At 68.2% G+C, this 26,239-nt stretch carries 23 protein-coding genes; 11 read left to right on the top strand and 12 right to left on the bottom strand.

Translation table 11 applies throughout. The features are described from left to right. Position 1: 1 nt before the first annotated feature. The 8 genes from ACPCXD_RS19425 to ACPCXD_RS19460 all read left to right on the top strand — a co-directional run bounded on the left by ACPCXD_RS19425 (position 2) and on the right by ACPCXD_RS19460 (position 7,367). Complete coding sequence (locus tag ACPCXD_RS19425; RefSeq protein WP_423660842.1) at positions 2 to 742, top strand: urease accessory protein UreD; 741 nt, start codon at positions 2 to 4, stop codon at positions 740 to 742. Beyond that, positions 729 to 1,664, top strand: coding sequence for an energy-coupling factor ABC transporter permease (locus ACPCXD_RS19430; RefSeq protein WP_016692261.1), 936 nt, complete (start codon positions 729 to 731; stop codon positions 1,662 to 1,664). Before ACPCXD_RS19425 ends, ACPCXD_RS19430 begins: the two co-directional genes overlap by 14 nt. A 220-nt stretch (positions 1,665 to 1,884) precedes the next feature. Beyond that, positions 1,885 to 2,640: a hypothetical protein gene (locus tag ACPCXD_RS19435; RefSeq protein WP_016692262.1), complete on the top strand. Its 756-nt coding sequence runs from the start codon at positions 1,885 to 1,887 to the stop codon at positions 2,638 to 2,640. 40 nt (positions 2,641 to 2,680) lie between these two features. Then, positions 2,681 to 2,998 (top strand): nucleotide exchange factor GrpE, encoded by a 318-nt coding sequence (gene grpE, locus ACPCXD_RS19440; protein WP_016692263.1) that lies wholly within the window; start codon positions 2,681 to 2,683, stop codon positions 2,996 to 2,998. Between the two features lie 103 nt (positions 2,999 to 3,101). After that, positions 3,102 to 4,928 (top strand): Hsp70 family protein, encoded by a 1,827-nt coding sequence (locus tag ACPCXD_RS19445; RefSeq protein WP_423660845.1) that lies wholly within the window; start codon positions 3,102 to 3,104, stop codon positions 4,926 to 4,928. 44 nt (positions 4,929 to 4,972) lie between these two features. Continuing rightward, positions 4,973 to 6,265: a DUF7373 family lipoprotein gene (locus tag ACPCXD_RS19450; protein ID WP_016692265.1), complete on the top strand. Its 1,293-nt coding sequence runs from the start codon at positions 4,973 to 4,975 to the stop codon at positions 6,263 to 6,265. 104 nt (positions 6,266 to 6,369) lie between these two features. Further along, positions 6,370 to 6,915 (top strand): RNA polymerase sigma factor, encoded by a 546-nt coding sequence (locus tag ACPCXD_RS19455; RefSeq protein ID WP_016692266.1) that lies wholly within the window; start codon positions 6,370 to 6,372, stop codon positions 6,913 to 6,915. A gap of 89 nt (positions 6,916 to 7,004) precedes the next feature. After that, positions 7,005 to 7,367: a hypothetical protein gene (locus tag ACPCXD_RS19460; RefSeq protein WP_016692267.1), complete on the top strand. Its 363-nt coding sequence runs from the start codon at positions 7,005 to 7,007 to the stop codon at positions 7,365 to 7,367. Positions 7,368 to 7,380: 13 nt separating this feature from the next. Here the strand turns inward: ACPCXD_RS19460 and ACPCXD_RS19465 are convergent, their stop codons facing one another. Both ACPCXD_RS19465 and ACPCXD_RS19470 read right to left on the bottom strand, forming a co-directional pair. Continuing rightward, complete coding sequence (locus ACPCXD_RS19465) at positions 7,381 to 8,823, bottom strand: GTPase (protein WP_016692268.1); 1,443 nt, start codon at positions 8,821 to 8,823, stop codon at positions 7,381 to 7,383. Continuing rightward, the gene (locus ACPCXD_RS19470) at positions 8,820 to 10,592 is read right to left on the bottom strand and encodes a dynamin family protein (protein WP_423660848.1); all 1,773 of its coding nucleotides are present in this window, start codon (positions 10,590 to 10,592) and stop codon (positions 8,820 to 8,822) included. Before ACPCXD_RS19470 ends, ACPCXD_RS19465 begins: the two co-directional genes overlap by 4 nt. A gap of 137 nt (positions 10,593 to 10,729) precedes the next feature. Between ACPCXD_RS19470 and ACPCXD_RS19475 the strand changes: the two genes are divergently transcribed. Together ACPCXD_RS19475 and ACPCXD_RS19480 are read left to right on the top strand one after the other, a co-directional pair. Then, complete coding sequence (locus tag ACPCXD_RS19475; protein WP_016692270.1) at positions 10,730 to 11,434, top strand: DUF899 domain-containing protein; 705 nt, start codon at positions 10,730 to 10,732, stop codon at positions 11,432 to 11,434. A gap of 12 nt (positions 11,435 to 11,446) precedes the next feature. Next, positions 11,447 to 12,295, top strand: a complete 849-nt coding sequence (locus tag ACPCXD_RS19480; protein WP_145692183.1) for an alpha/beta fold hydrolase — start codon at positions 11,447 to 11,449, stop codon at positions 12,293 to 12,295. A 15-nt stretch (positions 12,296 to 12,310) separates the two neighbouring features. Here ACPCXD_RS19480 and ACPCXD_RS19485 read toward each other — a convergent pair whose 3' ends face one another. The 4 genes from ACPCXD_RS19485 to ACPCXD_RS19500 all read right to left on the bottom strand — a co-directional run bounded on the left by ACPCXD_RS19485 (position 12,311) and on the right by ACPCXD_RS19500 (position 16,274). Beyond that, a complete protein-coding gene (locus ACPCXD_RS19485) occupies positions 12,311 to 12,862 on the bottom strand; it encodes a dihydrofolate reductase family protein (protein ID WP_016692272.1) in 552 nt (183 codons plus the stop codon). Positions 12,863 to 12,920: 58 nt separating this feature from the next. Next, entirely contained in the window at positions 12,921 to 13,730 is an 810-nt protein-coding gene (locus tag ACPCXD_RS19490) for a glycoside hydrolase family 19 protein (protein ID WP_229568135.1), read from the bottom strand. A gap of 728 nt (positions 13,731 to 14,458) precedes the next feature. Further along, on the bottom strand, positions 14,459 to 15,508 hold the full coding sequence (gene rsgA / locus ACPCXD_RS19495) for a ribosome small subunit-dependent GTPase A (RefSeq protein WP_253250099.1): 1,050 nt from the start codon (positions 15,506 to 15,508) through the stop codon (positions 14,459 to 14,461). 100 nt (positions 15,509 to 15,608) lie between these two features. Further along, positions 15,609 to 16,274 (bottom strand): class I SAM-dependent methyltransferase, encoded by a 666-nt coding sequence (locus tag ACPCXD_RS19500; RefSeq protein WP_088898592.1) that lies wholly within the window; start codon positions 16,272 to 16,274, stop codon positions 15,609 to 15,611. A 129-nt stretch (positions 16,275 to 16,403) separates the two neighbouring features. Between ACPCXD_RS19500 and ACPCXD_RS19505 the strand changes: the two genes are divergently transcribed. Further along, positions 16,404 to 17,711, top strand: a complete 1,308-nt coding sequence (locus ACPCXD_RS19505) for an alpha-hydroxy-acid oxidizing protein (protein WP_423660852.1) — start codon at positions 16,404 to 16,406, stop codon at positions 17,709 to 17,711. Positions 17,712 to 17,718: 7 nt separating this feature from the next. On the opposite strand, the gene ACPCXD_RS19510 is transcribed toward ACPCXD_RS19505, so the two are convergent. From ACPCXD_RS19510 to ACPCXD_RS19535, 6 genes are all read right to left on the bottom strand, one after another. Further along, complete coding sequence (locus tag ACPCXD_RS19510) at positions 17,719 to 18,582, bottom strand: oxygenase MpaB family protein (RefSeq protein WP_423660854.1); 864 nt, start codon at positions 18,580 to 18,582, stop codon at positions 17,719 to 17,721. A gap of 112 nt (positions 18,583 to 18,694) precedes the next feature. Then, positions 18,695 to 20,110 (bottom strand): phytoene desaturase family protein, encoded by a 1,416-nt coding sequence (locus ACPCXD_RS19515; protein ID WP_423660855.1) that lies wholly within the window; start codon positions 20,108 to 20,110, stop codon positions 18,695 to 18,697. Continuing rightward, positions 20,107 to 21,924 carry a DUF3556 domain-containing protein gene (locus ACPCXD_RS19520; protein WP_423660857.1) on the bottom strand — a complete coding sequence of 606 codons (1,818 nt, stop codon included), beginning with the start codon at positions 21,922 to 21,924 and terminating at the stop codon, positions 20,107 to 20,109. The genes ACPCXD_RS19515 and ACPCXD_RS19520 overlap by 4 nt, the downstream gene beginning before the upstream one ends. 72 nt (positions 21,925 to 21,996) lie before the next feature. Further along, positions 21,997 to 23,460 (bottom strand): class I adenylate-forming enzyme family protein, encoded by a 1,464-nt coding sequence (locus ACPCXD_RS19525; protein WP_423660859.1) that lies wholly within the window; start codon positions 23,458 to 23,460, stop codon positions 21,997 to 21,999. A gap of 131 nt (positions 23,461 to 23,591) precedes the next feature. After that, complete coding sequence (locus ACPCXD_RS19530) at positions 23,592 to 24,905, bottom strand: PucR family transcriptional regulator (RefSeq protein ID WP_423660861.1); 1,314 nt, start codon at positions 24,903 to 24,905, stop codon at positions 23,592 to 23,594. A 49-nt stretch (positions 24,906 to 24,954) separates the two neighbouring features. Beyond that, the gene (locus ACPCXD_RS19535) at positions 24,955 to 26,214 is read right to left on the bottom strand and encodes a hypothetical protein (RefSeq protein ID WP_423660863.1); all 1,260 of its coding nucleotides are present in this window, start codon (positions 26,212 to 26,214) and stop codon (positions 24,955 to 24,957) included. Positions 26,215 to 26,239 lie beyond the last annotated feature (25 nt).

A 26,239-nucleotide genomic window follows, 5' to 3' on the forward strand; every position in this document is an offset into this window, starting at 1 on the left:
CATGTCCCGCACCACGATCCGTATCGACCGCGCACCGGGCCGGGCACGCCTGGCCCTGCGGGCGGGCATGCTCGTCCCCCGCACGGTCGAGGTCGGTCCGGACCACGCGCGTGTCGCCCTCGTCGCCGCCGGCGCGCTGTTGCTCGGTGGTGACTCGGTGACCGTCGACGTCCACGTCGACGCCGGGTGCACGCTCGAACTGCAGGACATCGGTGGCACCGTCGCCTACGACGCCGACAAACGGCTGTCCCGGTGGGACGTGCGGATCACCGTCGCCGAGGGCGGCACTCTCGTCTGGGACACCTACCCGTTCGTGATCGCCACCGGCGCCCGCGTGCACCGCGACACCCGGATCGAACTCGCCTCCGACGCCGCCGCGAGCATGCGGGAGACCCTCGTCCTCGGACGCCACGGAGAAACCGGGGGCGCGATCCGCAGCCGTACCTCGGTCACTCTCGATCGTCGTCCCCTCTTCGTCGAGGAGTTGTACGCGCACGGCGCGTTCCCCGAGCCCGGGATCCTCGGTTCCGCCCGGGTGCACGACGTCATCGCGACCTACGGGCGACGTACCGAGGGCGACGGCGTCGTCCAACTCGAAGGGCCCGGGAGCCTGCTGCGGTTCCTCGGTGCCGCTACCCACTCCTCGCCGCTCGAGTCGACCTGGCGCTCCTGGCGCTCCTGGCGCTCCGCACACGTTCACCCGTCCACCCTCGAAGGGAGTCTCACCCATGCACGTCCCTGACCATTTCCTCCCCATGAGCGCCACCGCGCCCGCCGCGGCGATCGCCACCGGTGCGGTCGTCCTCGCCGCCACCGCCGGGCGGCCGCGCATCACGAGCCGGGACACCCTTCTCGCCGGAACGACCGCAGCGATGATCTTCGGCGCTCAGATGGTCAACTACCCCATTGCCGGCGGCATCAGCGGCCATCTCATCGGCGGCGCTCTCGCGACCGCGCTTCTCGGGCCCCGGCTTGCGCTTCTCGCGATGACCGCCGTCGTCGGTGTGCAGGCATTGCTGTTCGGGGACGGCGGGATCAACGCCCTCGGGGTGAACGTGCTGCTGATGGCGGTGCTGCCCGTCCTCGTCGCCGCCGGTGTCCGTACCGGCGCCGAGCGACTCGGCCTCGGGAAGCTGACGCGGACCACCGCCGCCGTCGGCGCCGGTCTGTCCGTGCCGGTGAGTGCCGCAGTTCTCGGCGTCGCGTACTCGGCGACCGCCGGAACCGGCGCCGCAGCAGCGTTCATCGGCGACCTGACCGCGGTCCACCTGGCCATCGGTCTCGGTGAAGCCCTCATCACCGCTGCCGTGCTGAGCGCCGTGATGGCGTTCGCGCCCGGCGTCGCCGCGTGGGACGCACGGCCTTCCGTCACTCCTGTTGCCGTCCGACGTGGTCTCGCCGCGATCGGCGGTCTGGGCGTGGTCAGCGCCTGTGCGCTGGCTCTCGGCGCGTCCGGTAGTCCGGACGGTCTCGAGCACATCGTCGGTGCCTATTCGCTGCCGGTCGGTGACGCCGCCTTCGCCGGTCTTCCCGGCCTCGCCGACTACGGCACGCTCAGTGGCACCGAATTCCTCGCGGCACTGGCCGGGCTCGCCGCCACCGCGGTGATCGGCGCCGCCCTCGCCGCGATGGGTCGTCACACGCCGGTCCGTCAGAGCGCGTAACGGTCCTCTCGAAGCCCCTTCGAGCGGTGCGGTCGCTGATGCGGCCGCACCGTTCGGCGTTTCGCGACCGATACGATCACCGACCGTTGCAGCTCCGTGACCTGGCGTTTTCACCGCCGATCAGGAATCTCGGAAATTTTTTCGATTCGGCGGGAACCTTTCCGCCTCCCGGTCTCTCTTACCTGTGTCAGTCACCGAGACACCGAAAGAGGCACCGACCATGGCTACCAACTCCTTCCCCGGCAGCAGCTCCTCGAACGCCGACCGCGCCGCATCGCAGTCCACCGCCAGCGACCGTGCGGACTCGTCGTACGGCTCGCAGTCCTCCTACGACGGCAACTCGTCCTACGGCTCCTCGTCGTCCGACCAGTCGGGATCGACGAGCTACGAGTCCTACGAGCGTTACGAGCGGTACGACAGCTCCGGCTCCTCGAGCTCGGACTCGTCCTACGGCTCGGCGAGCAATTCGGGTGCGTCGAGCTCCGCCGGATCGGCCTCCTCGGCTTCCGATCGCGCCGCCGCGGAGAACGCCGAGTCCACCTCGAGCGTGACCTCCGGTTCCGCCTCCACCGAGCCGGTCGTGCTCGACGAGTACACCCTCGGTGACGGCACCCGCGTCGCCGACGTCGACGTGGACGGCGACGGACAAGTCGACCTGTCGCTGGTGGACTACGACGGCGACGGCAGGACCGACGCGCAGATCAGCGACTCCGACGGCGACGGCAACGCCGACCTGATCGAGTTCGACCGCGACGGTGACGGTTACATCGACGCCGTCGCCGGTGACCTCGACGGTGACGGCCGCCTCGATCTGGCCGTCTTCGACGAGGACGGCGACGGCGAGGTCGATGTGGTGGTGGACCTGCACTCCGGTGCGGTGGACTACGACGGCGACGGCATCGCCGACGACTACGTCGACGTCTCGGCCTTCGACAACGGTTCGGAGTCGACCGACGCCGGTTCCGATCTGGTCTGAGACCCACTCCGACCGATCCGAGACGAAGGGCAAGCAGGTGATGTCACCGCAGATCCGTGAGCGGATCGACGAACTGATCGCGGCGGCGGATGTCGCGGCGGACGGGCCCGAGCGCGCCGCCGCGACCGCACGACTCGCCGATCTGGGAGTCGAACGTCTGGCCGTCGAGCCCGGGACACGGTTCGATCCGAGCCGTCACCGTGCAGTGGCGGTGACGCCGGCAGCGGCACCGGCGGAGGAGAACCTGGTCGCCGCGATGATCCGGCCCGGCTGGTGTCACGAGGGGCAGATCCTGCGCTATGTCGAGGTGCGGGTGCAGGTTCCGCCGGCGCAGTGCCCGGCTCCGGGGGCGTCGTGACACCCGCCACCGGGCGACGACCGTTCGCCGCTATAGAGTCCGCGGCGGTCATCGCACCGTCCATGCAGGTTTTGTGGGTTCGCATTCGAGAGGCACGATCGAGATGAGCTGGGTTCTGGCGGTCGATTTCGGCACGTCCAACACGTCGGCGGCACACCGGATCGGCCCGGACCGGGTCGAATCACTGCCGCTGACCCACACCTCCAACCTCATGCCGTCCTCGGTGTACGTCGACCACACCGGGGCGATCACCACCGGCGACGTCGCCATCAACCAGGCCGGCGTGGATCCGGCCGGCTTCGTCGCCTACCCCAAGACCCACGTGGCCGTCGGGTCGGTGATGGTCCGCGGCCAGGACGTTCCCGTCGCCCACACCATCGCCTCGGTCCTGCGCACCGTCTACAACCAGGCGCTACCCCGGCACAACAACCATCCGCCGGCGGAGGTCGTGCTCACCCACCCCGAGGCCTGGTCCCAGCGCGAACTCGACGTGCTGCGCCACGCCGCATCCCTGGCCGGACTCGGCGGCAGCGTCTCGCTGATCTCCGAACCCCGCGCCGCGGCGTTCTACTACTCGCGCCAGCACGACGCGAAGATCGTCAAGGGCTCGACGATCGCGGTGTTCGACTTCGGCGGCGGCACCCTCGACATCGCCGTGCTCACCGCGACGAGCGAGTGGACCTTCGAGGTCATCCGAGCCGGCGGCGACAACACCCTCGGCGGCAAGAACCTCGATGCCACCGTCGCCCGGTGGGTCGACGACCGCCTGCGTGACGACGATCCGGATCTGGCGGCGTGGTTGCGCACCCCGGACGGCCTCGATGCCCGCCGCACCCTCGACGATCAGATCCGCCGCGCCAAGGAACTGCTCTCCGAACATCCCTCCGCAACGATCCGGGTCACCGGCAACAGCGCGGATCTGACCTTCACCATCACCCGCGACGAGTTCGAGCAGCTCATCGAACCGCAGATCACCCGTGGCGTGCAGCTCGCCGCCCAGGTGCTGCGCGATGCCGGGGTGGACCGGTCGGGTCTGCAGGCGCTGTATCTGACCGGCGGCTCCTCCCGGATTCCGTACGTGCATCGGCGGCTGTCCGAACTCGGTTCCATCGCCACGCTCGACGACCCAAAGACCGTCGTGGCCAAGGGCGCGGCCGGGTTCGTCGCCGGCGGGCGCACCACCGAACCCGCCGCGGACCTCGACACCGAGGTGCTGCGACCGGACACTCCCCGCCCCGCAGCACCCCGACCCGGCGTTCCCCGTCCGGGTACCCCTGCGGTGCAACCGAACCCGGCACCGACGCGCGACGTGGAGCGGTCACGGCCGTCTCGGCCCCTGCTCATCGCCGGGGGCGCCGCGCTGGCGGTGCTCGTCGCCGCCGGGGTGGTCTTCGGCCTGACCCGTGGGGACGCGGACGACGGAGCGTCGGCCGGCGACGCTGCCGCCCCCGCTGTGGCCGAGGACAGGTCGGACACCGGCGCACCGCCTCCGGCGACGTCGGATTCGGTCTATCGCAGTGAGAGCACCGACGAGGTGGTCGAACTGCTGCCGACCAAGTTGCTCACCGGGTCGAGTTCGTGCGAGAAGTCCGGCTTCTCCTCGGAAGGTGCCATGCAGGTGCGGTGCCAGATCAGCCCCAACTCCAACCTCGGGAAGGCGCTGGGCATGGAACCCACCGACTACGAATCCGTGTCGGCGTACCGGGACGATCAGTACGCACGCTCGAACTTCATCCGGCTCCGTGACGCCAAGAACGACAACACCAGGATCGTCTCGGCGGACGGCACGCGTATCGCCGACTACGACCACCCACCGGGCGGCAACTCGTACTTCACCGTCATCGACAAGTCCACCGGACTCGTCGCGCAGTTCTCGACGACGACGGAGCGCGGCGAAGCACTGCTCGCCGAACTCGGTTGGAACGCCTGACCTGCCTTACCTCCCATACCTTCCTCTTCAGGAGTCCTCTTCTCATGCACATCCCTCGAACCGGCCGGCTCGCCCTGGCCCTGGCGGCCGTCACCGTCGTCACCGTGGCCGGCTGCTCCTCCGACAGCGACGCCACCGTCGTCGACGAGACCACCACGGCCGAACAGACCTCTGCCGGTGTGGATCTCGATTCGCTCGATACCGGTGACTACAACACCCAGCCGCGCGATTTCGTTGCGCTGGGCATGGCGGCCGAGGATTTCGGTCCGGCGGTGGAAGGCCAGCGACTCGCCGAGTTCGTCGTCCACCCGCACACCGTCGACCCGGCTCTCTCCGTCGGCGGATCGACCAACGGCGTGTTCCTCGGCGGCACGGGCAACATCTTCTCCGGCAGCGAGAACGAGATCCTGAAGGAATTCTCGATCATCAACGCCTTCACCAGCTTCCGGAGCACCGACGACGACAGCCGCGAGTTCGGTGTCAGCGTCTGGCGATTCCCCACCCCCGAGGACGCCGCCGGCGCCGCGCAGGCCCTGTACGAGTACAAGCTCGGGCCCGCGGACGGTCCGTTCGCCACCGGTCCGGAGACCCCGACGACGCTCCCGGAACTGCCCGAGACACTGGCCACCACCTACTCCTGGCCGGAACTGGCCACCACTTCCCTGAGCACGCTCACCACACGCGGCATGTTCGTCGTCTACACCTACAGCGGCGACGACAGCGGTGGGACCGAGTGGATCACCGATACCGCGACGCGCGGTGTGCAACAGCAGATCGAGCTGCTCGACCGGTTCCCGGCCACCCCCACCGACGAGATCGCCTCGCTGCCCATCGATCTGGACAAGGTGATGGCCCGGGCCGTGGGATTCGTCGACAGCGAGTACTCACGTAACTCCGACATGGCGGTCTACGGACCGGACGGCTGGTTGCACTACGACTCCGCTCCGGCCGACACCGAGGTGGTGTTCGAGCAGACCGGCACCGATCGTGTCGCGAAGGTCAACAGCGTCGTCTATCGCACCGCGGGCCCGGACGAGGCCGAGGTCCTGAAGGACGCGTTCGCTGCACACACGGCCGAGACGTATCCGGACCTGGTCGAGGACCCCTCGCTGACGCAAGGTCTTCCGAACACCACCTGCTGGTCGGGCGACGTCGCCGACGGCCGAGCCGCCGCGTGCCTGATGACCTACGGCCGCTACGTGGCCGAACTGTCCGGCTTCCGCTCGATCGGCAACGAGAATCCCGACTCCGACACGCTGCGCACCGTGCCGCAGCGCGTGGCCACTCAGTACGTCAAGTTCGTCCGCGCCGAGGAGATGGGCCTCGGCGAGAACTGACCTCCTCGCGGTCCGGTGACCGTCGGTGCACGACACCGATGGCGGTCACCGGACCGCTGCGCGACGCGGCCGGGTAGGTTACTCCGCGTACAGATGGGGGTGCCATGCACGAGACGGAGTTGATCGAACGGTGCCGGTCCGGCGACCGGGCCGCGTTCGCCGCACTGGTGGAACCGTCGCGCACCCAGGTGTGGGCGGTATGTGTGCAGATCACCGGCAACCGCCACGACGCCGAGGACGCCCTGCAGGACGCCCTGATCGCCGCCTGGCAGAACCTCGACAAGTTCCGGGGCACCTCCCGCTTCGGTTCCTGGCTCTACCGCATCGCGAGCAACGCCGCGCTGGCGATCGTGCGCAAGCGCCGCGAGATCCCCGACGACGAGATCGACCTCGGTCGGGCCTCCACGGTGCCGGGACCGGCCGATCGCGTCGTCGACACCGACGCGGTGCGTCACGCCCTCGCTCGACTCCCGGAACAGTTCCGCGTCGCGGTCGTGCTCCGCGAATACGCCCAGATGAGTTACGCCGAGATCGCCGAGCATCAGAACGTGCCGGTCGCGACGGTCAAGACCCGCATCAACCGGGGACGAGCACAACTCGTCGAACTGCTCGATCCCGCCCGCCTCGATCCCGCCGGTCTCGATCCCTGACCGGTAGATTGGGACGTGGCAGGAACATTCCGGGGCCCACACGACTCCAACCTGACGACGACGGACAACGGGGGAAGAAGGAAGAGCCCATGACAAGCGATGAGACCGATCCGCTGCCCTCACTGGGGGAGCTGCTCGGTATCGATGTGCTCGCCGACCTACCGGAACTGCCCGATCAGGTCTGGGAACGCGCGCTCGACATCGCCACCGACCCCGGCACTGCCGCGGTCGATACCTCGTTGGTCCCGGACGACGACGAGATCGTTCCGGAGACGGTCACCGTCGACTCTGTCGACCTCGATCCTGCCCTCGACCCCGATGCCGACCTCGACAGCGCAGGTGGAATCGACCCCGGCCTTGTCGACGACGACAACGACGAGGCTTCATCCGACGACGAGGCAGCCTCGTTCGGCTTCACCGACAACGTCGACGAACCCGATCTCGGCGCGTAACCCGCCGACCGGGTCAGTGTCCGCGGACGATCACCGTATAGGCGTGCGTCAGCGCTGTCAGCGCCGTGTCCTCCGCCGCAGACCGCGTCGACACGCTCTGGGCCTGCACCGCGACAAGCTTCTGTTGCGCCATCGCTCGGATCTGCTCGGGTGACGCCGTCGGCTCCAGCCCCAACGCCTCGGCGATCGTGCCGCCGCGCAGCACCTGGACCAGTTCGTCGACCGCCGGCGCGCTCGGGTCGGCCTGCAGCAGAGATCGCAACGCCCGCAACAACTCCACCGGCACCAGCGCCGGGTCCGTGCGCAGCGCCGAGACGATCTGCCGGATGGCGTCGCGCGCCGGATGCGAATAGACGAGGGCGTCGAGTTCGGCGAGGATCCGGCCGGCGCGGTGCAGCACCGCGAAGCGACGCAACGACTGTTCGAGCACCGCTCGCAGCGGATGGACGCCGGACACCCCGGACAACCACAGGTTGACCTGGTGCGCCCCACCCGTTGCCTGCGCGCGGGCGTGCACGAGCCCGTACTCCCCGATCAGCTCCAGCAGTCGCCACACCTGATCGCGTGGCACCGGCAGCGCGGCGGGATCGGCGTCGAGCAGATCGAACAGCTCCAACGGGGCCAGTGGGCCGAGCGCCGCGAGCGCGCGGGCGTCGGCGTCGGTGAACGCACCGGTGTGGGAGGTCTGCGCGAGCAACCCGGCGACCGGCACCACCGTGCCGACCTGTCCCGCCAACCGCCGCGCGAGCACGTTCGCGTGTTCGGCGGCGTGTCCGAGCGGATCGCGGTTGCCGAGCACCCCGCGGCCGAAACCGTCTGCGCGCGACAGCACTCCGAGTGTGTTCAGCGGAGTGAAGCCGAGGCGCTGCAGGAATTCGACCTCGTCGGTGCGCGGCATCGAGTCGAACAGGAACACCGCCGCGTCGGCGTCGACGGACGCCGAGCGGGTCTGCTCGAATCCGTCGATCAGGGCGCGCTCAGTGGCGGCGGCGTTGGTGACGGTCAGTGTCGCCAGACCGGGGGTGTCGACGAGGGTGATCGTGCTCAGCGCATGGGAGGGCAGGTAGCGGTGCACGTACGCGACCTGCTCCGGCGGGACGCCGAGGTCGACGGTGGTGCCGAGTGCCAGCGGCACGGGTCGACGGGTGCCATCGGTGGACACCACGTCGGCGCGGGAGGGCGCACCGTTCTCGTAGACGGTGACGACATTGGTGGCCTCGAGCGCCGCGGTCTCGGCGACCGGCGCCCCGATCAACGCGTTGACCAGGGTGGATTTGCCGGCCTTGAGCCGCCCGACGACGACGATGCGCGGGGGTGACCACAGGATCGCGCCGATACGGTTGGCGTGGGCGACGAGATCACCGCCGAGCGCGGCGAGTTGGTGCAGGGCCGCGTCGATGCGCTGGTGCACCGGATCGGGTGCCCCGGTCTGCGGTGGGATGTGCGGGGCGCTCATGCGGCACCTCCCCTCAGAGCCGTATCGATCGGGGTGATGCGGGCGCGGGTGATGCGCAGGTTCTTCTCCAGTCGTTCGATGTTCGCGGTGCGGGTCGCGGCGTCCGCCTGCGCGGCGCGCTTGGCCTCGTCGATACGCTTCTGCAACTCGGTGATCCGGTCCTGGAGGTGTTTGCGGCGACGCAGCACGATCTCCGGCCGGGTGGTGGCCATCGCGGCCTCGAGCATGCGGGTCGTGACGGTCCGCACGGTCGCGAGGGTCTCGCGCAGCCAGGTCAGCAGGTTCGTCTTGCCGGTGCGCATCGCCTTGAACCCGAGATTGATCGCCACCCAGGCGACGCCGGCGATGGCACCGGCCCCGATCACCGCGCCGAGCATGGTGGTGCCGATCATGCCCATCGTCAGCACGCTCGGATCCAGCAGCCCTTGGCGTTTCGAGCCCACCTCCCCGGTCACCAATGGATCGGTCTGCAGCGCCTCGAGGGTGATCTCGCGGATGTGCTCCCACTGCTGCGGGTCGTGGAAGAGGTCGGTGACGATCTTCTCGAGGTCGTCGAGGAAGACCTGCGCGGTGGTGGCCATCGCGTCGAGCAGGTCCGCCTGGATCTGGGCGGTGAACACCTGCGGGGAGCGCCGCAGCACCTGCATCGACGACTTGTTGATGCGTGTCGTCCAGTCCTCGCGCACGCGGGCGATCTCCTCGTCGAGGCGGGTGATCGCCCGTTGCCGCGCGAGGGTGAGGTCGCGCTGCAGGTGCTGTTCCCATTGCTGCGCCTCGTCCTTGAGCCCCTTCAGCCGTTCCATCTCGGCGGTCAGGTCCGGGATCGCGGATTCGCCGTCGCGCACCACGGAGAGTTCGTCGCTGATTCCGGTTTCGATGCGGCGCAACCCGTCGAGGGCGACGCGCAGCGCGTCGGCTTCGGGACGGTGCCGTGCGGCGGCGACCCGCTCGTCGAGCATCCCCCACAGTCCGGGGAGACCGGAGCAGGCGAGGCTGCGCTCGCGCACCGGGGAGCGTGGTAGGGCGGTCGCGGCCAGGGCACGCACGCTCGAGACGGCGACGACGGGGATGTCGCGGCCGACGTGTTCCGCGACGGCGCGGCGGTTCTCCGCGACGATCTGTTCCCAGCGGGTGAGGTTCTTGTCGGTCTTGGTGACCACGACCAGCACGTTCTCCACTCCGGCAGCGCTCTCGCGCAGGAACCGCATCTCCGGTTCGGTCAGCGGGGTCGACGCATCGCATACCAGCACGAGCACGGCGGCCCGATCGGCGGAGTGAGCGGCCATCGCCGCGTGCCGGGGGTCGAGGCCGCCGATGCCGGGAGTGTCGACGACCGACGCGTTCGTGAGCTTTTCCGAGGTGATGGGCACGACCGCCGCGACCGGCAGCGCCTCGACGGTCGGGTCCTGGACGTAGCGGCCGCCGGTGGTGATCCACTCCCCCAGCTCGGCGCCGTCGATGCGCCGGCGCCCGTCGGGGAACACCAATTCGGCCGTGCCCTCCGGGAAATCGTCGGTGGCGGTGACGAAACGGGTTGCGACGGCGGTCGAGTACTCGACGTCGTCGAGAGCGGCACCGTCGCGGCCGATGAGAGCACTGACCAGCAGACTCTTGCCGCGCTTGATCTCCCCCACCACCACGATCGACGTCGGCCGGCCGGTGTCGGCCAGTTTGCGTTCGGCACGGTCGGCGACCTCGTCGTGCTTGTAGGCGCGCAGCACCTTGCACGCGCCGTCGATCAGGTCGGCCACAGACGGATCAGGAGACACGCGACGACACTACATACCGGTCGGTACGGGGCCGTGCTCCACTCCGGCGTTCGGACTCGTGGCCGCGTCCACGATGATTTCCGGCACCTGCCCCGGTCAACATTCGTGAACGGATCCGTCCGACTCCGGGAGACGTCATGACCCAGCAGACCACCCGCGCCCTTCCTCCGATCGTCGACGAACAGACATGGCGGTCGGCGCTCGACGACCTACGGCGACGGGAGAAGGCCGCCACTCGCGAACTCGACGCCATCGCAGCGCAGCGCCGCCGGCTGCCGATGATCGAACTGCCCGACTACACGCTGATCGGCGCCGACGGCCCGATCCGGCTCGTCGATGTGTTCCAAGGCCGCTTGCAGCTCATCACCTATCACCACATGTGGTCCGACGGTGCCGAATGGCAGTGCGGCGGATGCACGAGTCTCACGACGCAGTGGACCCGACTCGGCATCCTCGACAACTACGACGCCCGCATGGTCATCGTCACCAACGGGCCGATCGACGAAGCCCTCGCCTACAAGGCGAAGGTGGGCAACACGATGGAGTGGTACTCGTCGTCGGAGAGTTCGTTCGGCGCCGACGTCGACGCACCTCCCGGTGGAGGGTTCGCGGTCAACGTGTTCCTGCGCGACGGCGACAAGGTCTACCGCACCTGGCACACCACGGGCCGGGGCACCGAACAGCTCAGCTACACCTTCGCGCTGATCGACCTTCTTCCGTGGGGCCGTCAGGAGGAATGGCAGGACTCGCCCGAGGGCTGGCCGCAGTCACCGACCTATTCGGGGTGGCTCGACTCCCCCGACGTGGCGCGGCTCTACGGTCCCGGCACCGGCGCGCAGTGAAGGCCGGGTGACATGGCGGACTCGACACCCTCGCGCAGCGGACATCTACCCATCAACGGCCTGAGTCTGTACTGCGAGGTGCACGGCGAACTCGGCGGGTCCGCTCCGCTGCCCCTGCTGCTGATTCCCGGCGCGTTCATGAGCACCGAGTCGATGCCGTCCTGGGTGACCGCCTTCGCCGAACGGCGCCCGGTGATCCTCTTCGATCAGCAGGGGCACGGTCGCACCCCGGACACCGATCGTCCGATGTCGTACGAGCAGTTCGGCGACGATGCGGCGGAGTTGCTGCGGGCTCTGAACGTCGAGCGTGCGGACGTGATGGGTTATTCGCAGGGCGGCGGGGTGGCGTTGCAGGTGGCGCTCCGGCATCCGGACCTCGTCGGAAAGCTCGTCACGTTGTCGGCCACCTACCGACAGGACGGTTGGTACGCGTCGGTGCTCGAGGGCGTCGGACATCTCGATGCCGAGGTGTTCGCCGGTTCCTCGGTCGAGAAGTCGTTCACGGAGCACACGCCCGATCCCGCGGCGTTCGCTGTCTACGTCGACAAGATGAAGGTCCTCAACATCGAGGACCAGCAGATCACGGACGAACAGATGCGGTCGATCACTGCGAACGCGATGGTGATCGTCGGCGACGCGGACGGCGTGAAACCGGAACACGCGGTGACGATGTTCCGCTTGCTCGGTGGCGGCGACGAGGAAGCAGCGGCGACGGGGATGCTGCAGAAGGTTCCCCGGGCACGCCTGGTGATCCTCCCGGCGATGTCACACCTCGGCATCTCCGGAGAGGCCAACGTGCTGGCGCCGATGGTGACGGCGTTCCTCGACGACGTCCCGCCGGTGACGCCCGAGCTCTTCTGATCCGGCCGGCGGTCCTCAGTCGGCGAGATAGCGCAGCATCACGGCGGTCGTGAACTGTCGTGTCTCGACCAGGCGCAGATCCACGCGCTTCTCCAGGGGCGGGAACATCGGTGTGCCTCCACCGAGCAGGACGGGTGAGACGAACACCTGGTACTCGTCGATGAGACCGTGCGGGATCAACGACGCGGCGAGATTTGCCCCACCGACCTCCATGACGCCGTCGCCCTCGGTCTTGAGCCTACGCACCTCCTCCACCGCGTCGTCGCTGACGAGGCGACTGTTCCAGTGGACCTCGGTGAGGGTGCGGGAGAAGACGACCTTGGGCGTGGTCGTCCACAACTCGGCGAAGTCGCGTTCGATGGGCGAGGCGTCCTCGGGCAGGTGCGGCCAGTACTCGGCCATCAGCTCGTACATCCGCCGGCCGTGCAGCGAGAGCTCGAGCTGACGGAACCGGTCGTTGTGGAACTGGTGCAGTTCGTCGTCGGGGTCGGTCCAGTCGATGTTGCCGTCGCGGTCGTTGATGTAACCGTCGAGGGACACGCCGAAGTCGTAGATCAGTTTTCTCATGATCCGATAGACCGTCGGCGGGCCCCGAACTCATCGGCCCGGTGCGAACGTGTCGCGCCTACGGCTGGAGCAGCACGTCCAGGCCACGCTTGAAGTCGTCGATGCGGCGACCGAGAGCGTGGTGACCGCCGTTGACGAGCTCGGACACCCGGACGATCCCCGCGGTGTCCGCGACCTCGTTGAGGTTGCGCGACGTCCAGTACCAGGCAGCGGTGGTGAAGGCGTTCTCCGGCGCAGCGAGCAGCTCGGGGTGCGCGACGAAGTCGACGCCGATGTGCTCGCTGACCTTCTCGTAGTTGTGGCGACCCGTGATCTGGATCGCGCCGCGACCCTTGTAGCGCTCACCGTCGCCGGGATGGGTGTTGCCGAGATCGGCACGACCCTCGTAGGCGCGACCGGACGCGTACTCCTCGAAGGTGCGGAAGGAGTCCGATTCGACGGCCAGCTGGGCGATGAACGCCGCTTGACGGACCGGATTGTCGATGCCGCTGCGTGCCATCGCCTCGTTCAACGGCGCGATGAACTGCTCGACCTTCTCCGCCGGGATACCCGGCACGATGCGGGTCAGTTCCTCGGGTGTGACGGCGGGCGGTGCGGGAGTCGTCTCGGCGACGAGTTCGACCACCTCGGTCGCCTCTGCGGAGTCGGCCTCCTCTTCCTCGTCGTCCGTCACGGTCCAGCCGTCGGCGGCCAGGGCGTCGAAGTCGAGCGCCCGGAGCAGGTCGCGGGGCTCTTGGAAACGGGTCTGCGTGGGGGTGGTGGGTGCGGTGTCGGCGTGGGCGGCGGAGGTACCGACGCCGAGCGCGGCGGTGAGGACGGCCGCCGCGGCGACCGCGGCACGGAAACGGCGCAATGATGAAACGGACAAGGGTCGTGCTCCAAGATTCGCCGAAGCTGGGTTCGGCCTTCGAACGGGGCCGCGGGCATCACCGGCGGGATCGTTACCACCGCACGGAGGGCCAACACGCGACCATCAGGTCACAACCAGGTAACGTCGCAGGTCGAGAGGTTTTCAAGCGATCGTGGCCGACGCCATCTGAACCAGAGAAAGTGATGCGCGCCATACCCGAAAGTCGATCATTGCGGCGCTCGCATTCGGCCGGCCCAGCGAGAACCCGCCGCCACGGCACCCGGCCGATCCCGTCCCTCGTCCACCGAGGATCGCTGCGATCTCACCGAATTAGTTGTGCAGCAACACCTTCGATGACACGACGGCACGCGCCGAAGGTTTGTCCCACAGATGATCGAATCGAGGCCGCGATGGGTCGCCCCCTCGAGAACAGACCGGTTCGGTTCGACCCAGGAGAAGTACACCCCCGAGCTGGGTCGTAATCATTTCGTGTCCGACGACACACCTCGATAACGCGCAGCTGCACGCCCACCAAGACCGTCCGCGTTCACACTGCGACGGACCCGAGCAGGAAGTACCGACCGGTATGTTCGCGCAGGTCGAAGGCCCCGACCATTCGATCGGGGCCTTCTATGATCAGCGCGCCGAAACGGGGTCGACGCGGCGTGTTGCAGTAGCGAGGCCCGGTTCATCGCGCGAACTACGCGGAGGAGTACCGACCGCCCTGTATGCCGCGCCGAAAATCCTCAGCGGTCGCGGTAGTACGCCCGGATCGCGCGGCTCATCACCTTGATCTCCCGGGTCCGCTCGTGCCGCAATCGGGCATCGGACCGCGCCGCGATCCATTCGTTCTCACGCCGCAGTTTGCGATGACTCTCCACTCGCCGGGCATCGAGGTCCCCGCGGTCGACGGCGGCACGAACCGCGCATCCCGGTTCGGTCTCGTGCGCACAGTCCGCGAAGCGGCAGTACCGCGCAAGCTCGTCGATCTCGGGAAAGGCGGAAGCGATGCCGGCACCGGCGTCCCACATCCCGACGCCCCGTAACCCCGGAGTGTCGATGAGGGTCACGCCCCCACCCAGAGGGACCATCTCCCGATCGGTCGTGGTGTGCCGGCCCTTGCCGTCCGCCTGCCGAACCGGTGCCGTCGCCTGGATGTCGCGACCGCACAGCGCGTTGACCAGTGTCGACTTCCCGGCGCCGGACGCTCCGACGAACACGACGGTGCCGTGGAGCAGCGTGCGCAGTTCGCTCAATCCGGATCGGTCCGGTGCGCAGACCTCGACCACGCTCGCTCCGGGTGCGAGCACGGCGACCTGCTCGAATACCGCTTCGGTCGCGAGGTCGACCTTCGTCAGGGCGACCACCGGTTGCGCGCCGCTGTCCCAGGCCAGCGCCAGCAGACGTTCCATGCGACCGAGATCGAGGGTGTCGGCCGCGACCGTGACCACGACGGTGTCGACGTTGGCGGCGAGAACCTGCTCTTCCGAACGTCCCGATGCGTCAGCACGACGGATCGCGCCGGTACGCCGCAGCACCGCACAGACGGTGCCGATCGTGTCGCCTTCGGTGGGCGGTTCGCGCACGATCACCCAGTCGCCGGTACAGACATGGTGGCCTGCCGTCCGCACCCGCAGCGGACCGGCGGAGGTCACGGCGTCACCGTGACCGCGACCGACCCGCACGATCCGGCCGGGAGTTCCCTGGATGTCGTTGTCCGCGAACCGTTCCGCGATCTGTTCGGACCAGCCGTACTCGACCAGCGGATCGGTTCCGGGTGAGACATCGGGGTGCACGGTGACTCCTGGATCATGACGAGGCGCGGGTGGTCCGCTCCGACAGATCCGATGGTGAACTTCGCACCCCGGCAATGCAATCGAATTTCCGCGTGCACCCTCAACCGCGGTGGGCCGACAGCAACCAGGCCGGGAGCATCGAGCGGCCCTTGTCGTCCCGCTGCCACGCGGCAGCATCCTCGTCGCCGAGAAACGCGTGGATGAATGCCGGCCGCACGTCGTCGACGGTCCAGAACTCGGCGACCGCGTCGCGCAACTCGTCGTCCGTCACCGGATTCGGTCCCTGACCCTCTTCCGGAAAGGCGTCCTTCGAGAAGGCGAGGACGAAGAAGGACGCGCTCGGAGCAGCGGCACGGGTGACGGCGCTCAGGTAGGCGCGGCGCCGGTCCACGGGCAGCGAATGGAACAGGGTGCTGTCGACGATCGTCGCGAACCGGCCGTCGAACCCCGTGAACGACGTGATATCGGCGACCTGGAAGGTCGCGGTAGTCAGGCCCCGCTCCGCCGCCGCGGCCCGAGCGGCTTCGATGGCGGTCGGCGACAGGTCGAGACCGACCACCGTGTACCCCTGTGCCGCGAGATGGAGGGAGGTCTCGGCATGTCCGCAGCCCGCGTCGAGCACGTCGCTGCGGAATCCGCCCTCGTCGATCAATCGGGCGATCTCGGGCTGGGGTTCGCCGATGTTCCACGGTACGGGGCCCGAAAACCCTTCGGCGACGCCCCGGTAGATGTCGTCCCACGGTGCAACCTGGCCGTCCTCGGTCATGGATCCGACGGTACGCCCGCCGCCGGATCCACCGCACCGATTCCGAATTCGACACCGGTAACCGGTTCACTCGACCGGGTTCGTGAGGAAGGATCGACAAGCGCCACCGCTCGAGAGGGGAACTCACTCGTGACCGAAACTGCCGCATCTGCACCCGCTGGCCCCGGCCGGGAACGCCAGGGGGTCGTGTACCGCAACGGAGCGCTGGGCCGGCGTCCGGCCGTTCCGACGTCCTTCGGCGACCTCGAACGCGCCGCGCGGCGTGCGAGTTCGAAGCGGGCCTGGGCATATGTCGCGGGCGGCGCCGGCGAGGGACGCACGATGCGCAACAATCGGCGCGCGTTCGACCGATGGGCGATCGTCCCGCGCATGGCCCACGGTGTCACCGAACGCGACCTGCGTACGACCGTGGCGGGCACGTCGCTCTCCTCGCCGCTGTTGCTGGCCCCGATCGGGGCGGGAGCGTTGATGGCCGCCGACAGCGACCTGGCGATCGCGCGGGCGGCCGCCGCGACCGGCGTGCCGTACATCTTCTCCAATCAGGGCTGCAATTCCATGGAGGACTGTGCCGGCGCGATGGGCTCTGCGTCCCGCTGGTTCCAGCTGTACTGGAGTTCCGACGAGGATCTCGTCGACAGCCTGCTGCGACGCGCCGAAGCAGCCGGCGCCGAGGCCGTCGTCGTCACCCTCGACACGACGATGCTGGGATGGCGTCCGCAGGACCTGAATCTCGGGTCGCTGCCGTTCGCACGCGGCGAGGGCATCGCCCAGTACACCTCGGATCCCCGCTTCCTCGACATCGTCCGGCAGCGGATCGACGCCGCCCGCGAGACGGTGAGGGAGCGACCCGACGTCACGCTCGGCGCGATCCGCACGCTGCTGTCGATGACCCGCAACCATCCGGGCCGATTCCTCGACAACCTCCGCTCCCCCGTGCCGCGCGCCGCCGCGGAGACCTTCCTCGACATCTATTCCAATCCGGGACTGAGCTGGAAGCATCTGGCCACGTTGCGGGAGCGGACCCGACTTCCCATCGTGCTCAAGGGAATTCTGCACCCCGACGATGCGCGTCGCGCGGTGGACCTCGGCGTCGATGCCCTCGTCGTGTCGAACCACGGTGGACGCCAGGTCGACGGATCGATCGCCTCGCTCGATGCCCTGCTCGACATCCGTGCCGCGATCGGCCGGGAGCCGACCGTGCTGCTGGACAGCGGGATCCGAAGCGGTGCCGACGTCTTCGTCGCGCTCGCGCTCGGCGCGGACGCCGTGCTGCTCGGCCGGCCCTCCATGTACGGATTGGCGATCGCAGGTCGACAGGGTGTCGAGGAGGTGATCCGCAACGTGATCGCCGAGTTCGACCTCACCATGGCGTTGACCGGCGTCCGATCGATCGCCGACATCGACGAACGGTTCGTCCGGCCGAATCCCTCCTTCTGAGACAGGGTCAGGCCTTGCGCGCACGCACCTTGCGGTAGGGAGTCTCGTCGATGCGCGTGGTGATCTCGGCGACCATCTTGTCGTACGACTCGTTCTTACGAGCGATGCCGATGAGCCGCTTGGTGGTGCGTGCCGCGGCGCGCAGGTTCATCGGGCGCCCCTCGATTCCGTACATCAGGCGCGCCCACTCCGGCAGCAGCGACAGCATGCCGTCCTGCACGACGACGAAGGTGAACACCTTCACCGGATTGCCCCACAGGTTCGGCTTGCGGAGCGCGTGCGTCACCTCGGCGGCCGCGAGCGATAGCGACAACCAGTGGCGCTGCTCGTCGACGTACGCCTCGAGGTCGGCCCGGGTAGCGGGCAGGCGGGCCGGGTCCGCGCCGACGAGTTCTGCGGCGATGTGCTGTTCGACGACGAACTTGTCCTGCTCGGCCGGGGTCAGGTCGAGACCGAAGGCTTCCGCACCGCGCAGCAGCGCGAACGCGAGGGCGTTGTGGGTCCAGTCGATCCATGCGGGCTCGTCGGCACGCAGCGTGGTGCCGGTGTGCGGGTCGTCCCAGACGGCGTGCGCGTGCATGCGGCGCACCGAGGCTGCGGCGGCGTCGGCGTGGGCCTTGTCGCCGAACATGACAGTGTCGAGATAGCGGCCGGTGCGCTCGTCCCGCCCCTTCGGATCGACGTACGCGGCCGACGCGTGCTCGAACAGCCGCATCATCCCGGGGTTGAGTGCCTGCAGCAGCAGACCCGCCATGCCGGCGACGCGAGAGGACGGATCGGCGTACACCTTCCACGAGACGGAACCGGGGCCGAAGTAACCGTCGTCTTCACGCGGCGCGTTCCGGGCAGGGTAGGGGGTGGTTGCGGTCACGGGGGCTCCTTCAGCACCGGGGGAAGTGCATATCGGGAGAATGTTATTTCCGTATGCGAAGTTTCGCGCGCCACGCAGGCCCTTCACCGCACATTCACCCCGGAAAATCACCTCAGGTCTGCAGGTACGCCAACGCCGACCGGGCGGCGTGATACCCGCACATGCCGTGCGCCCCGGCACCCGGCGGGGTCGCCGCCGAGCACAGGTACACGCCGGGAACGCCGGTCGCGTACGGGTCCAGCGCCGGGCGGGGCCGGAGCACGAGCTGCACCGCACTGTTGGCTCCGGTGACGATGTCGCCGCCCACGTAGTTCGCGTTGTGGACGGACATCTCGGTCGTCGTCCGCACGTGCACGGCACGGATCGTGTCGCGGAAGCCCGGGGCGAACCGCTCGATTTGGGCGGTGATCGGCTCGGTCGCGTCGCCGGTGTACCCGTGCGGGACGTGCGCGTAGGCGTAGAGCGGGTTCAGGTTCCCGGCGGAGCGCGACGGGTCGGCGAGGAACTGCTGGCCGACCAGGACGTAGGGCCGATCGGGCATGATCCCCCGGTTCACCTGGCGTTCGGCTGCCGCCGTCTCGGCGTACGAACCGCAGACGTGGACGGTGCCGGCGCGGCGGGACGGTTCGTGCTGCCAGGGCACGGTGCCCTCGACGGCGTACTCGACCTTGAACGCGCCGGGCCCGTGCTTGTACCGACGGTAGGCGCGGGCGGTGCGGCGGGGCAGCCTGTCGCCCACGATCCGCACGGCGTCGGCGGGTACGGTGTCGAGGAGCACCAGATCGGGGTTGCCGAGTTCGTCGAGGGACTCCACGCGCACCCCGGTTTCGACGGTGCCGCCGTTCTTCTCGATCAGTGACGCCATCGCTGCGGCGATCGCGCGCGATCCGCCCTGCGCGACCGGCCACCCGTAGGCGTGCGCCGCTGTGCCCAGCGCGACGCCGATGGCCGAGGACATCGGCGAGCCGAAGGGCCGCAGGGCGTGGGCCGCCACCCCACCGAACAGGGCGCGCGCCTCGGGTGTGGACCAGGCGCGTGCGAGCACGTCGGCGGGCATCGCGGCGAACATCCCGAATCCGGCGAGCAGCACCGGATGGACGGGTACGTGCAGCATCGGGCGCAGGAAATCCTCGGTGATGCCGCCGAATCGTTCGGTCAGCGCGCCGAAGATCCGGCGCCACCTGGCCCCGTCGGTCCCGAGTTCCGTGGCGGTGTCGTCCACGGATCGGTAGGCCGCGCCACCACGTCCGCCATCGAGCGGGTGGGTGTACTGCACCTCGGGCCACGACCAGATCAGACCGTGTTCCGCGAGGTCGTACTGCCGGCTGAAGGGTGTGTCCACGGCCAGCGGGTGGAAGCCGCTGCATTCGTCGTGGAGCAGGCCCGGCAGGGTCAGTTCGCTGCTGCGCGTGCCGCCACCGATCGTCTCGGCTGCCTCGAGCACTCGTACCCGTACGCCCTCGGAGGAGAGCACGACGGCGGCAGCGAGCCCGTTGGGCCCGCTGCCGACTATCACCGCGTCGGTCATGCTCCAACCTTGACACGATCGGGTCGGACCTGCGGGTGGAGGTAGGCCGTCCCGGCCGGTTCGTAGCCGGCCATCCGCCAAGTGACGGTGTGCGGGATCGGGCCGTCGGGCAGCCACGGCTGCGCCGACACCGCGTCCTCGATGTGATAGTGACCACGCTCGACGACACCGAGCGCCGCGTCGATCACCTTGTATTCCAGCGTCTTCCGATGGATCGGCTGGGATTCGATCCACACGATGACGCATTCTCCCGGTTCGAACCGGCACCGCTCCTGCACCGCGCTGATGGTCTGCTCGTTGTGGAGGTGACCGTCGCCGAACTGCCAGCCCACCAGGGTGGTGCAGGTGAACTCACCTTCGCGGATGCGGTAGTTCTCGAGCTTGTCGAGGTGCCGCATCATCAGCGACATCAGGCCGCGACCCTGGCTGTGCATGGTGCGCCATGCGACCGCCTTCTGCATGAAGATCTCGGCGACCTCCTTGCCGAACGCCCCACTCAGCTGGTCGATCTGATTGTCGTTGAACTTGGTGAGGTTCTCGTTGAGCTTGTTCTCCGCCTCGTCGCCGCGGAAGGCCCACAGGGCCGACGCCCAGTTGCCGGCGTACTGCCGCATCGACGGCAGGAAGGAGACCAGGTCGGGGCGCAGGTTGCCGAGGATCGGGAACAACAGGAAAGCGACGAGGATCGGCGCGAGGATCCAGACGGAGCTCACGTCGCCCACCCCGTAACCGGCGCCGGCGGGGAATCCACCGAAGAGCCAGACGGCGGCGAACATGTAGAAGACGTTCCACTCGAGCGGGACCGCCAGCGGGAAGGTCGAGGTGATGAAGATGTGGAACATGACCATGCCGATGATGGCGAGCCAGGTGATCGTCGTGTTCGTCGAGAACAGCAGCACCAGCGGGACGACGAGTTCGACGACGGTGCCGCAGACATGGGCGAGGAACCAGCTGACCTTCGACGGACGCAGATCCTGCGGGAAGTTGCGGTAGAGCGAGCGCTTGAACCGCTTCGAAGTGATCCACGGGGTGTTGCTGAGCATCGGCGGGATCACGTTGGTGAAGTGGTGACCGAACTTGGAGACACCTGCGCCGAACCACACAGTGACCAGCGCGATCTTGGCGGCCAGGATCATGTCGACGTGGTTGCTGAAGATGCCGAAGAAGAACATGACGGCGACGTACTGTTCCGAGCGTGCGGCCAGGAAGACCACGCGGTCGCGCAGACCCATGACGACGATGAGGCCGACATAGGTCAGCAGCGCCCACTGCGGGAGCAACCCGACCTCGCTTCCCGGCAGGGCAGCGGTCGTGACGCCGGGTCCGAGCAGCAGGAACAGCAGAGTGGCCAGGAGCGCGAAGTAGATCGCGACGTCGACGACGGTGCGATGGTCACCGCGGGTGAACGGCACCACCTTCGGCCAGGGTGGGAGCCGCAGGGTGCCGCGGCGGGTCCAGTAACGCCAGCCACCGGTGAACGGCTTGAACTTGAACGCCAGCGGTCCGGAGGACGACGCGTAACCGGTGATCTCGAACAGAATGGTCCACACCATCAGCTTCTGGTAGACGATGGGCTCGCCCCACCAGCCGGCGAGGTCGGCGAAACCCATTCCGGGAGTGGTGAGTCCGACGACCGCCACCCCACCGAGAACGTAGAAGATCAGCTTGTACACGTAGAGCATGTGCATCTGTTTGGGGCTGCCGAAACCGTATTCGGCCCAGTGGGTCGCCAGCACCCGCATGCGCTCCATGAAGGGCATGTCGTCGTAGGTGGCCGGATCGACCGGTGGCATGTCTGCCGTCTTGAATCCCATTGTGACTCCTGAAGGTGGGCAGGGCTCATCACCGCGAGGGGCACTCGCGTCGAGGTAGGACGAGGGATGGGGTCAGGCGTGTTGCAATGTGCGCCTGAGCGAGGGTTTGTCGATCTTGCCGACGGGGTTCTTCGGTAGCGCGTCGAGGATGTCGATCCGCTCGGGCACCTTCGCGCGCATCAGGTGCCGCCGGCAGTGCTCGAGGAGGTCCTCGGCGGTCGTCGCCGCATCCGGGTACAGCACCACGTAGGCGACGGGAACCTCACCGAGGACCGGGTCGGGCCGCCCGACGACCGCGGCTTCGAGGACGTCGTCGACCGAGGTCAGGACGGTTTCGATCTCCTTGGGATAGATGTTCTCGCCTCCGCGGATGATCATGTCCTTGACGCGGTCGACGATGCGCAGATAACCGTCCTCGTCCAGGATCCCGATGTCCCCGGTGTGCAACCAACCGTCGCGGACGGTCTCGGCGGTCGCATCGGGGCGATCGAGGTAGCCACGCATGACCGTCGGTCCCGCGATGACCACCTCCCCTGTCTCGCCGGGTGCCAGCAGTTCACCGTCCGGGGACATGATCCCGATCCGCTGTCCGGGCAGTGCCGGTCCGACCGTTCCGAGTTTGCGGACGCCGTCGACGGGATTGCAGGCGGACGCGCAGGTCGCCTCGGTGAGTCCGTATCCCTCGACCATGACGAACCCGAAACGGTCGTGGCACCGCTGCAGCAGTTCTTTCGACACCGGAGCCGCGCCGCACACCACGAACCGCAGCGACGAGGTGTCCGGGCGCACGGTGTCGGGCAGCGCAGCGAGCATCGCGTAGATCGCGGGCACAGCGGAAAAGTATGTGGGGCGGAGCTTTTCCACGTGGTCGAAGAATCGGCTCGCGGAGAACGATCCGATGACACTGAGCTGTCCGTGCGAGCGCCAGACCGCCAGTGCACTCACCATGATCGCGTTGACGTGGAACAGCGGCAGGACGAGCATGCAGTGGTCGTCGGCGGTGAGACGGAAATGCTGCGCCATCGTCGACGACATGGCCTCGGCGTTGTCGTGATCGAGCATCACGCCCTTCGGCCGGCCGGTGGATCCGCTGGTGTAGATGACCAGGCTCAATTCGTCGCCGCGCAGGGCCACGGGTTCGGGGCCGTCGCCCCCGTCGGCGAGATCGTTCACCGCGATGCTCGGCCGGCCCCTGTCGGGTGCGTCGGTCGAAGTCTTGACCACGAGAACAGCGCCGGAGTCCGAGATCTGATAGGACGCTTCCGATTCCGTGAACTCCGGATTGACGGGTGTCGCGGCAGCACCGAGACGCCACGCCGCGAGCATCGCGACGAGCAGTTCGACGCGGTTCGGCAGCATGATCGCGACGATGTCTCCCGCGCCGACGCCGTGTCGCGCGAACTGCGCTGCGACAGCGCGGGTTCGGTCGTCGAGCTGGGCGTAGGTGAGTTCGAACCTGTCGTCCCGGACCGCCGTGCGAGAGCGATCCTCGGTGGGGACGTTCCAGGGGAGAAAGGGAAAGCGGGAGACGGGCATCTACAGCTCCTCGGTCCGACGAGCACGTATCGGTTGTGATGCACGACACTATGCGGTCGGACCGAACCAGGACACGTCCCCGCAAAACCAACTTCCACGCTGCCGTTGTCGATTCTGCACAAAAAATCGGCTCAGCGACCGGACGAGCGCTTCTCCTTGGGCAGCAGAACGGGTCGTCCGAGCACATGACAGACGTGCAGAGCCAGCTCGAGATCCAATCGGTTCTCGGAGATCGGCCGTCCCCGTTCGTCCTCCGCCTTCTGCAGCCGGTACTTCACGGTGTTCCGGTGGAGGACCAGTTCCTCGGAGGTCTGCACATAGCTTCCCCCGGTCCGCAGGAACACTCGCGTCGTGTCCCGCAACCGCTCCGCGGTCGGGCTGTCGATCGCGAGCCGGCCCAGCGTATCGGCGACGAAACGCCTGGTCGTCGCGACATCGCGCGCCAGCACCGCCGTCGCGGACATGCCGTCCTCGCCGTAGTACACCGCTCGGCTGTGCCGAACGGTCGCGGTGCTCGCGACGATCCGCACCGCCTCGGCCTGCTCGTGGCTGCGCCGGAATCCCGCGACCCCGACGCCCGGCTTCCCGAACGCCACGCGCAACCCGGGGACAGCCTGCACAGCCGTCCGAAGGCGTGACACGTCGACGACCGTGCCACCCGCCGTCGTCGTCCACAACCAGGCCGTGCGCCGATCCACCGGTACGAACAGGGGCGCGCCTCCCCCACCGGCCGCGACGGTGAGAGTCTCTGCCGCCGTCGCGAGCGTGGGCGTCTGGTCTGCGCCCTGGGCCGGGCCTTCGATCCACGCGATCGCACCGAGGTGGGTTCCGTCGAGCCGGTAACCGGTCTTCGTCGCGAACTCCTCGGTATCGAATGCACCGCCGCTCAACACCTGCTCCACCAGCGCCGACGTCACGTTCTCGGACTGCTGGACCAGCACCCGCTGCTCTTCTTCGTGTGCGTCGAGCACGACGCGCGTCATCCAGTCCACGTACTTGTGCATCCACCCGGCGAAATGATGGAGCAGTTCGAGTTTCAGGTCGGGTGCACAATCGAGCTGCTGGATCTCCGCGAACATCTGGTTGAACAGGTCGTCGGAGCCTATGTGGTAGGCCCGGCGCAGCGCCGCCGCGGGAACGCCGTGCCGCGCGAGCCTCACCGCATACTCCGTGGCGGCGGTGATCGGCTGGATGCGATCGAGCGGAATGTCGTTGCTGATCATGTGCAGGATGGTGGCGACATTGCCCTCCACACTCGCCCGCAGCATGTCGGTCAGTTCGGACTCGCCGAGATCTTCGACGGCCGATTCGATCGCCGCGTCCATGCTCGCGACGATCTCGTCGGACCGCCGCTGCATCCGCTCGCCGACCACCACGACGAGTTCCTGCACGTCGGCGGCCCGCGCGTCCTTCGACGGAGTGCCGCGTCGGGCGTCATCGTTCATTGCACTCGTCTATCAGAAAACTCTCGTGCGTAGTGTGCGTCCCGGAGAGTCAGCCTGCAGCTTCGTCCCGGCATGCCGCATAGCCTCCGGCGACGAAGGTCGTCGCGGAGCAGTACACGGCCTCGGGATAGTACGGACCCATCACCGTCGCGGGATCGGCACCGGTCGCCTGCGAGGCCTGGATCGACTGCGGGTAGAAGGCCGACGACGGCAGCATGTACCGCAGGAACAACACCTTCTTCGGCACCGTGGTATCGCCCCACGGCAGCACGGTCACGGTCGGATCGGCGACCGAGGGGAGGTCGATGGGTGCAGCGACCGCATACGTGTAGTAGCCCGATGCATCGAGCGAGGTCTCGAAGTCGCCGGCACACGCCACCACCGGATACGGCGAGACCAGATCGTTCTGGCACATCGACCAGTACCGCACCTGCTGATCGGGATCCGTGACCGGCACCCCCGCCCGTGTGTCGGGGAACAGCGGCGCCTTACCCCGCACCACGACGATCCGCCCCGGCTGGTAGGTCAGCGCCGTTCCGAGATACTTGTTGTCGCCGTTGGGGAGCAGGCCCGACGAACTCGCCGGGTTCACGAACACCGTCTCGGGTGTGCCACCGGGGAACGCACCGCTCGCCGCACCGGCGATGACCTGGTCGAAACCTGCCTGCGCGAACTGTGCGACGGGTCCGGTGTAGGAGTTCGGGTCGAACGGTTGCTCGCACGGCTGCCTGAGCATCGTCGCCCCACCGAGGCGCATGGTCACCTCGGGCAACGGCACGCCGCCGCTGACAGATGTGGCGTCGTCGGGCACATACACGCGGATGATCAGGAAGCCCACCGGGGTGCTCTGCCCCTCTGGAACCCCGCGGATCTCGTTGCGCGCGTGGTCCGCCGGACCGGGTACCACGGTGGCACGCCACTTCTGCTGTGACGGAGGAAGATTCCGCGCCGTCGCATCCGCGAACGGGTTCCCGCTGCCCGGATCCGGCACGATCATGTCGTCACGCAGCGTGTCGACGGTGTCGAAGTTCGTGCCGTAGGTGTTGAGCGAGAAGTACCGCGCGGCCGGATAGGTGCCGGACACCTCGATCGAGTCGCCCGGGCCCAGCGCATAGGGCAGCACCCAGTAGGTGGCGTTGACGTCGGGGAACGCCACGTTGAGCACCGTCTCGTTCGACATGAACCGCCACGCGCACAAGGCCGGTTCGGCGCCGGCGGCCGGGGGCACGGTGACCGTGATGCTCGCGCACAAGAGCGCGATCGCGGCGACGAGGCGAGCGCGGAGGGCTCGGGATGAATTGCGGGACACGGGGACTCCGTTCGTCGCATACACG

The organism is Rhodococcus sp. AB351 (assembly GCF_049538275.1).
Taxonomy (GTDB): Bacteria; Actinomycetota; Actinomycetes; order Mycobacteriales; family Mycobacteriaceae; genus Rhodococcus.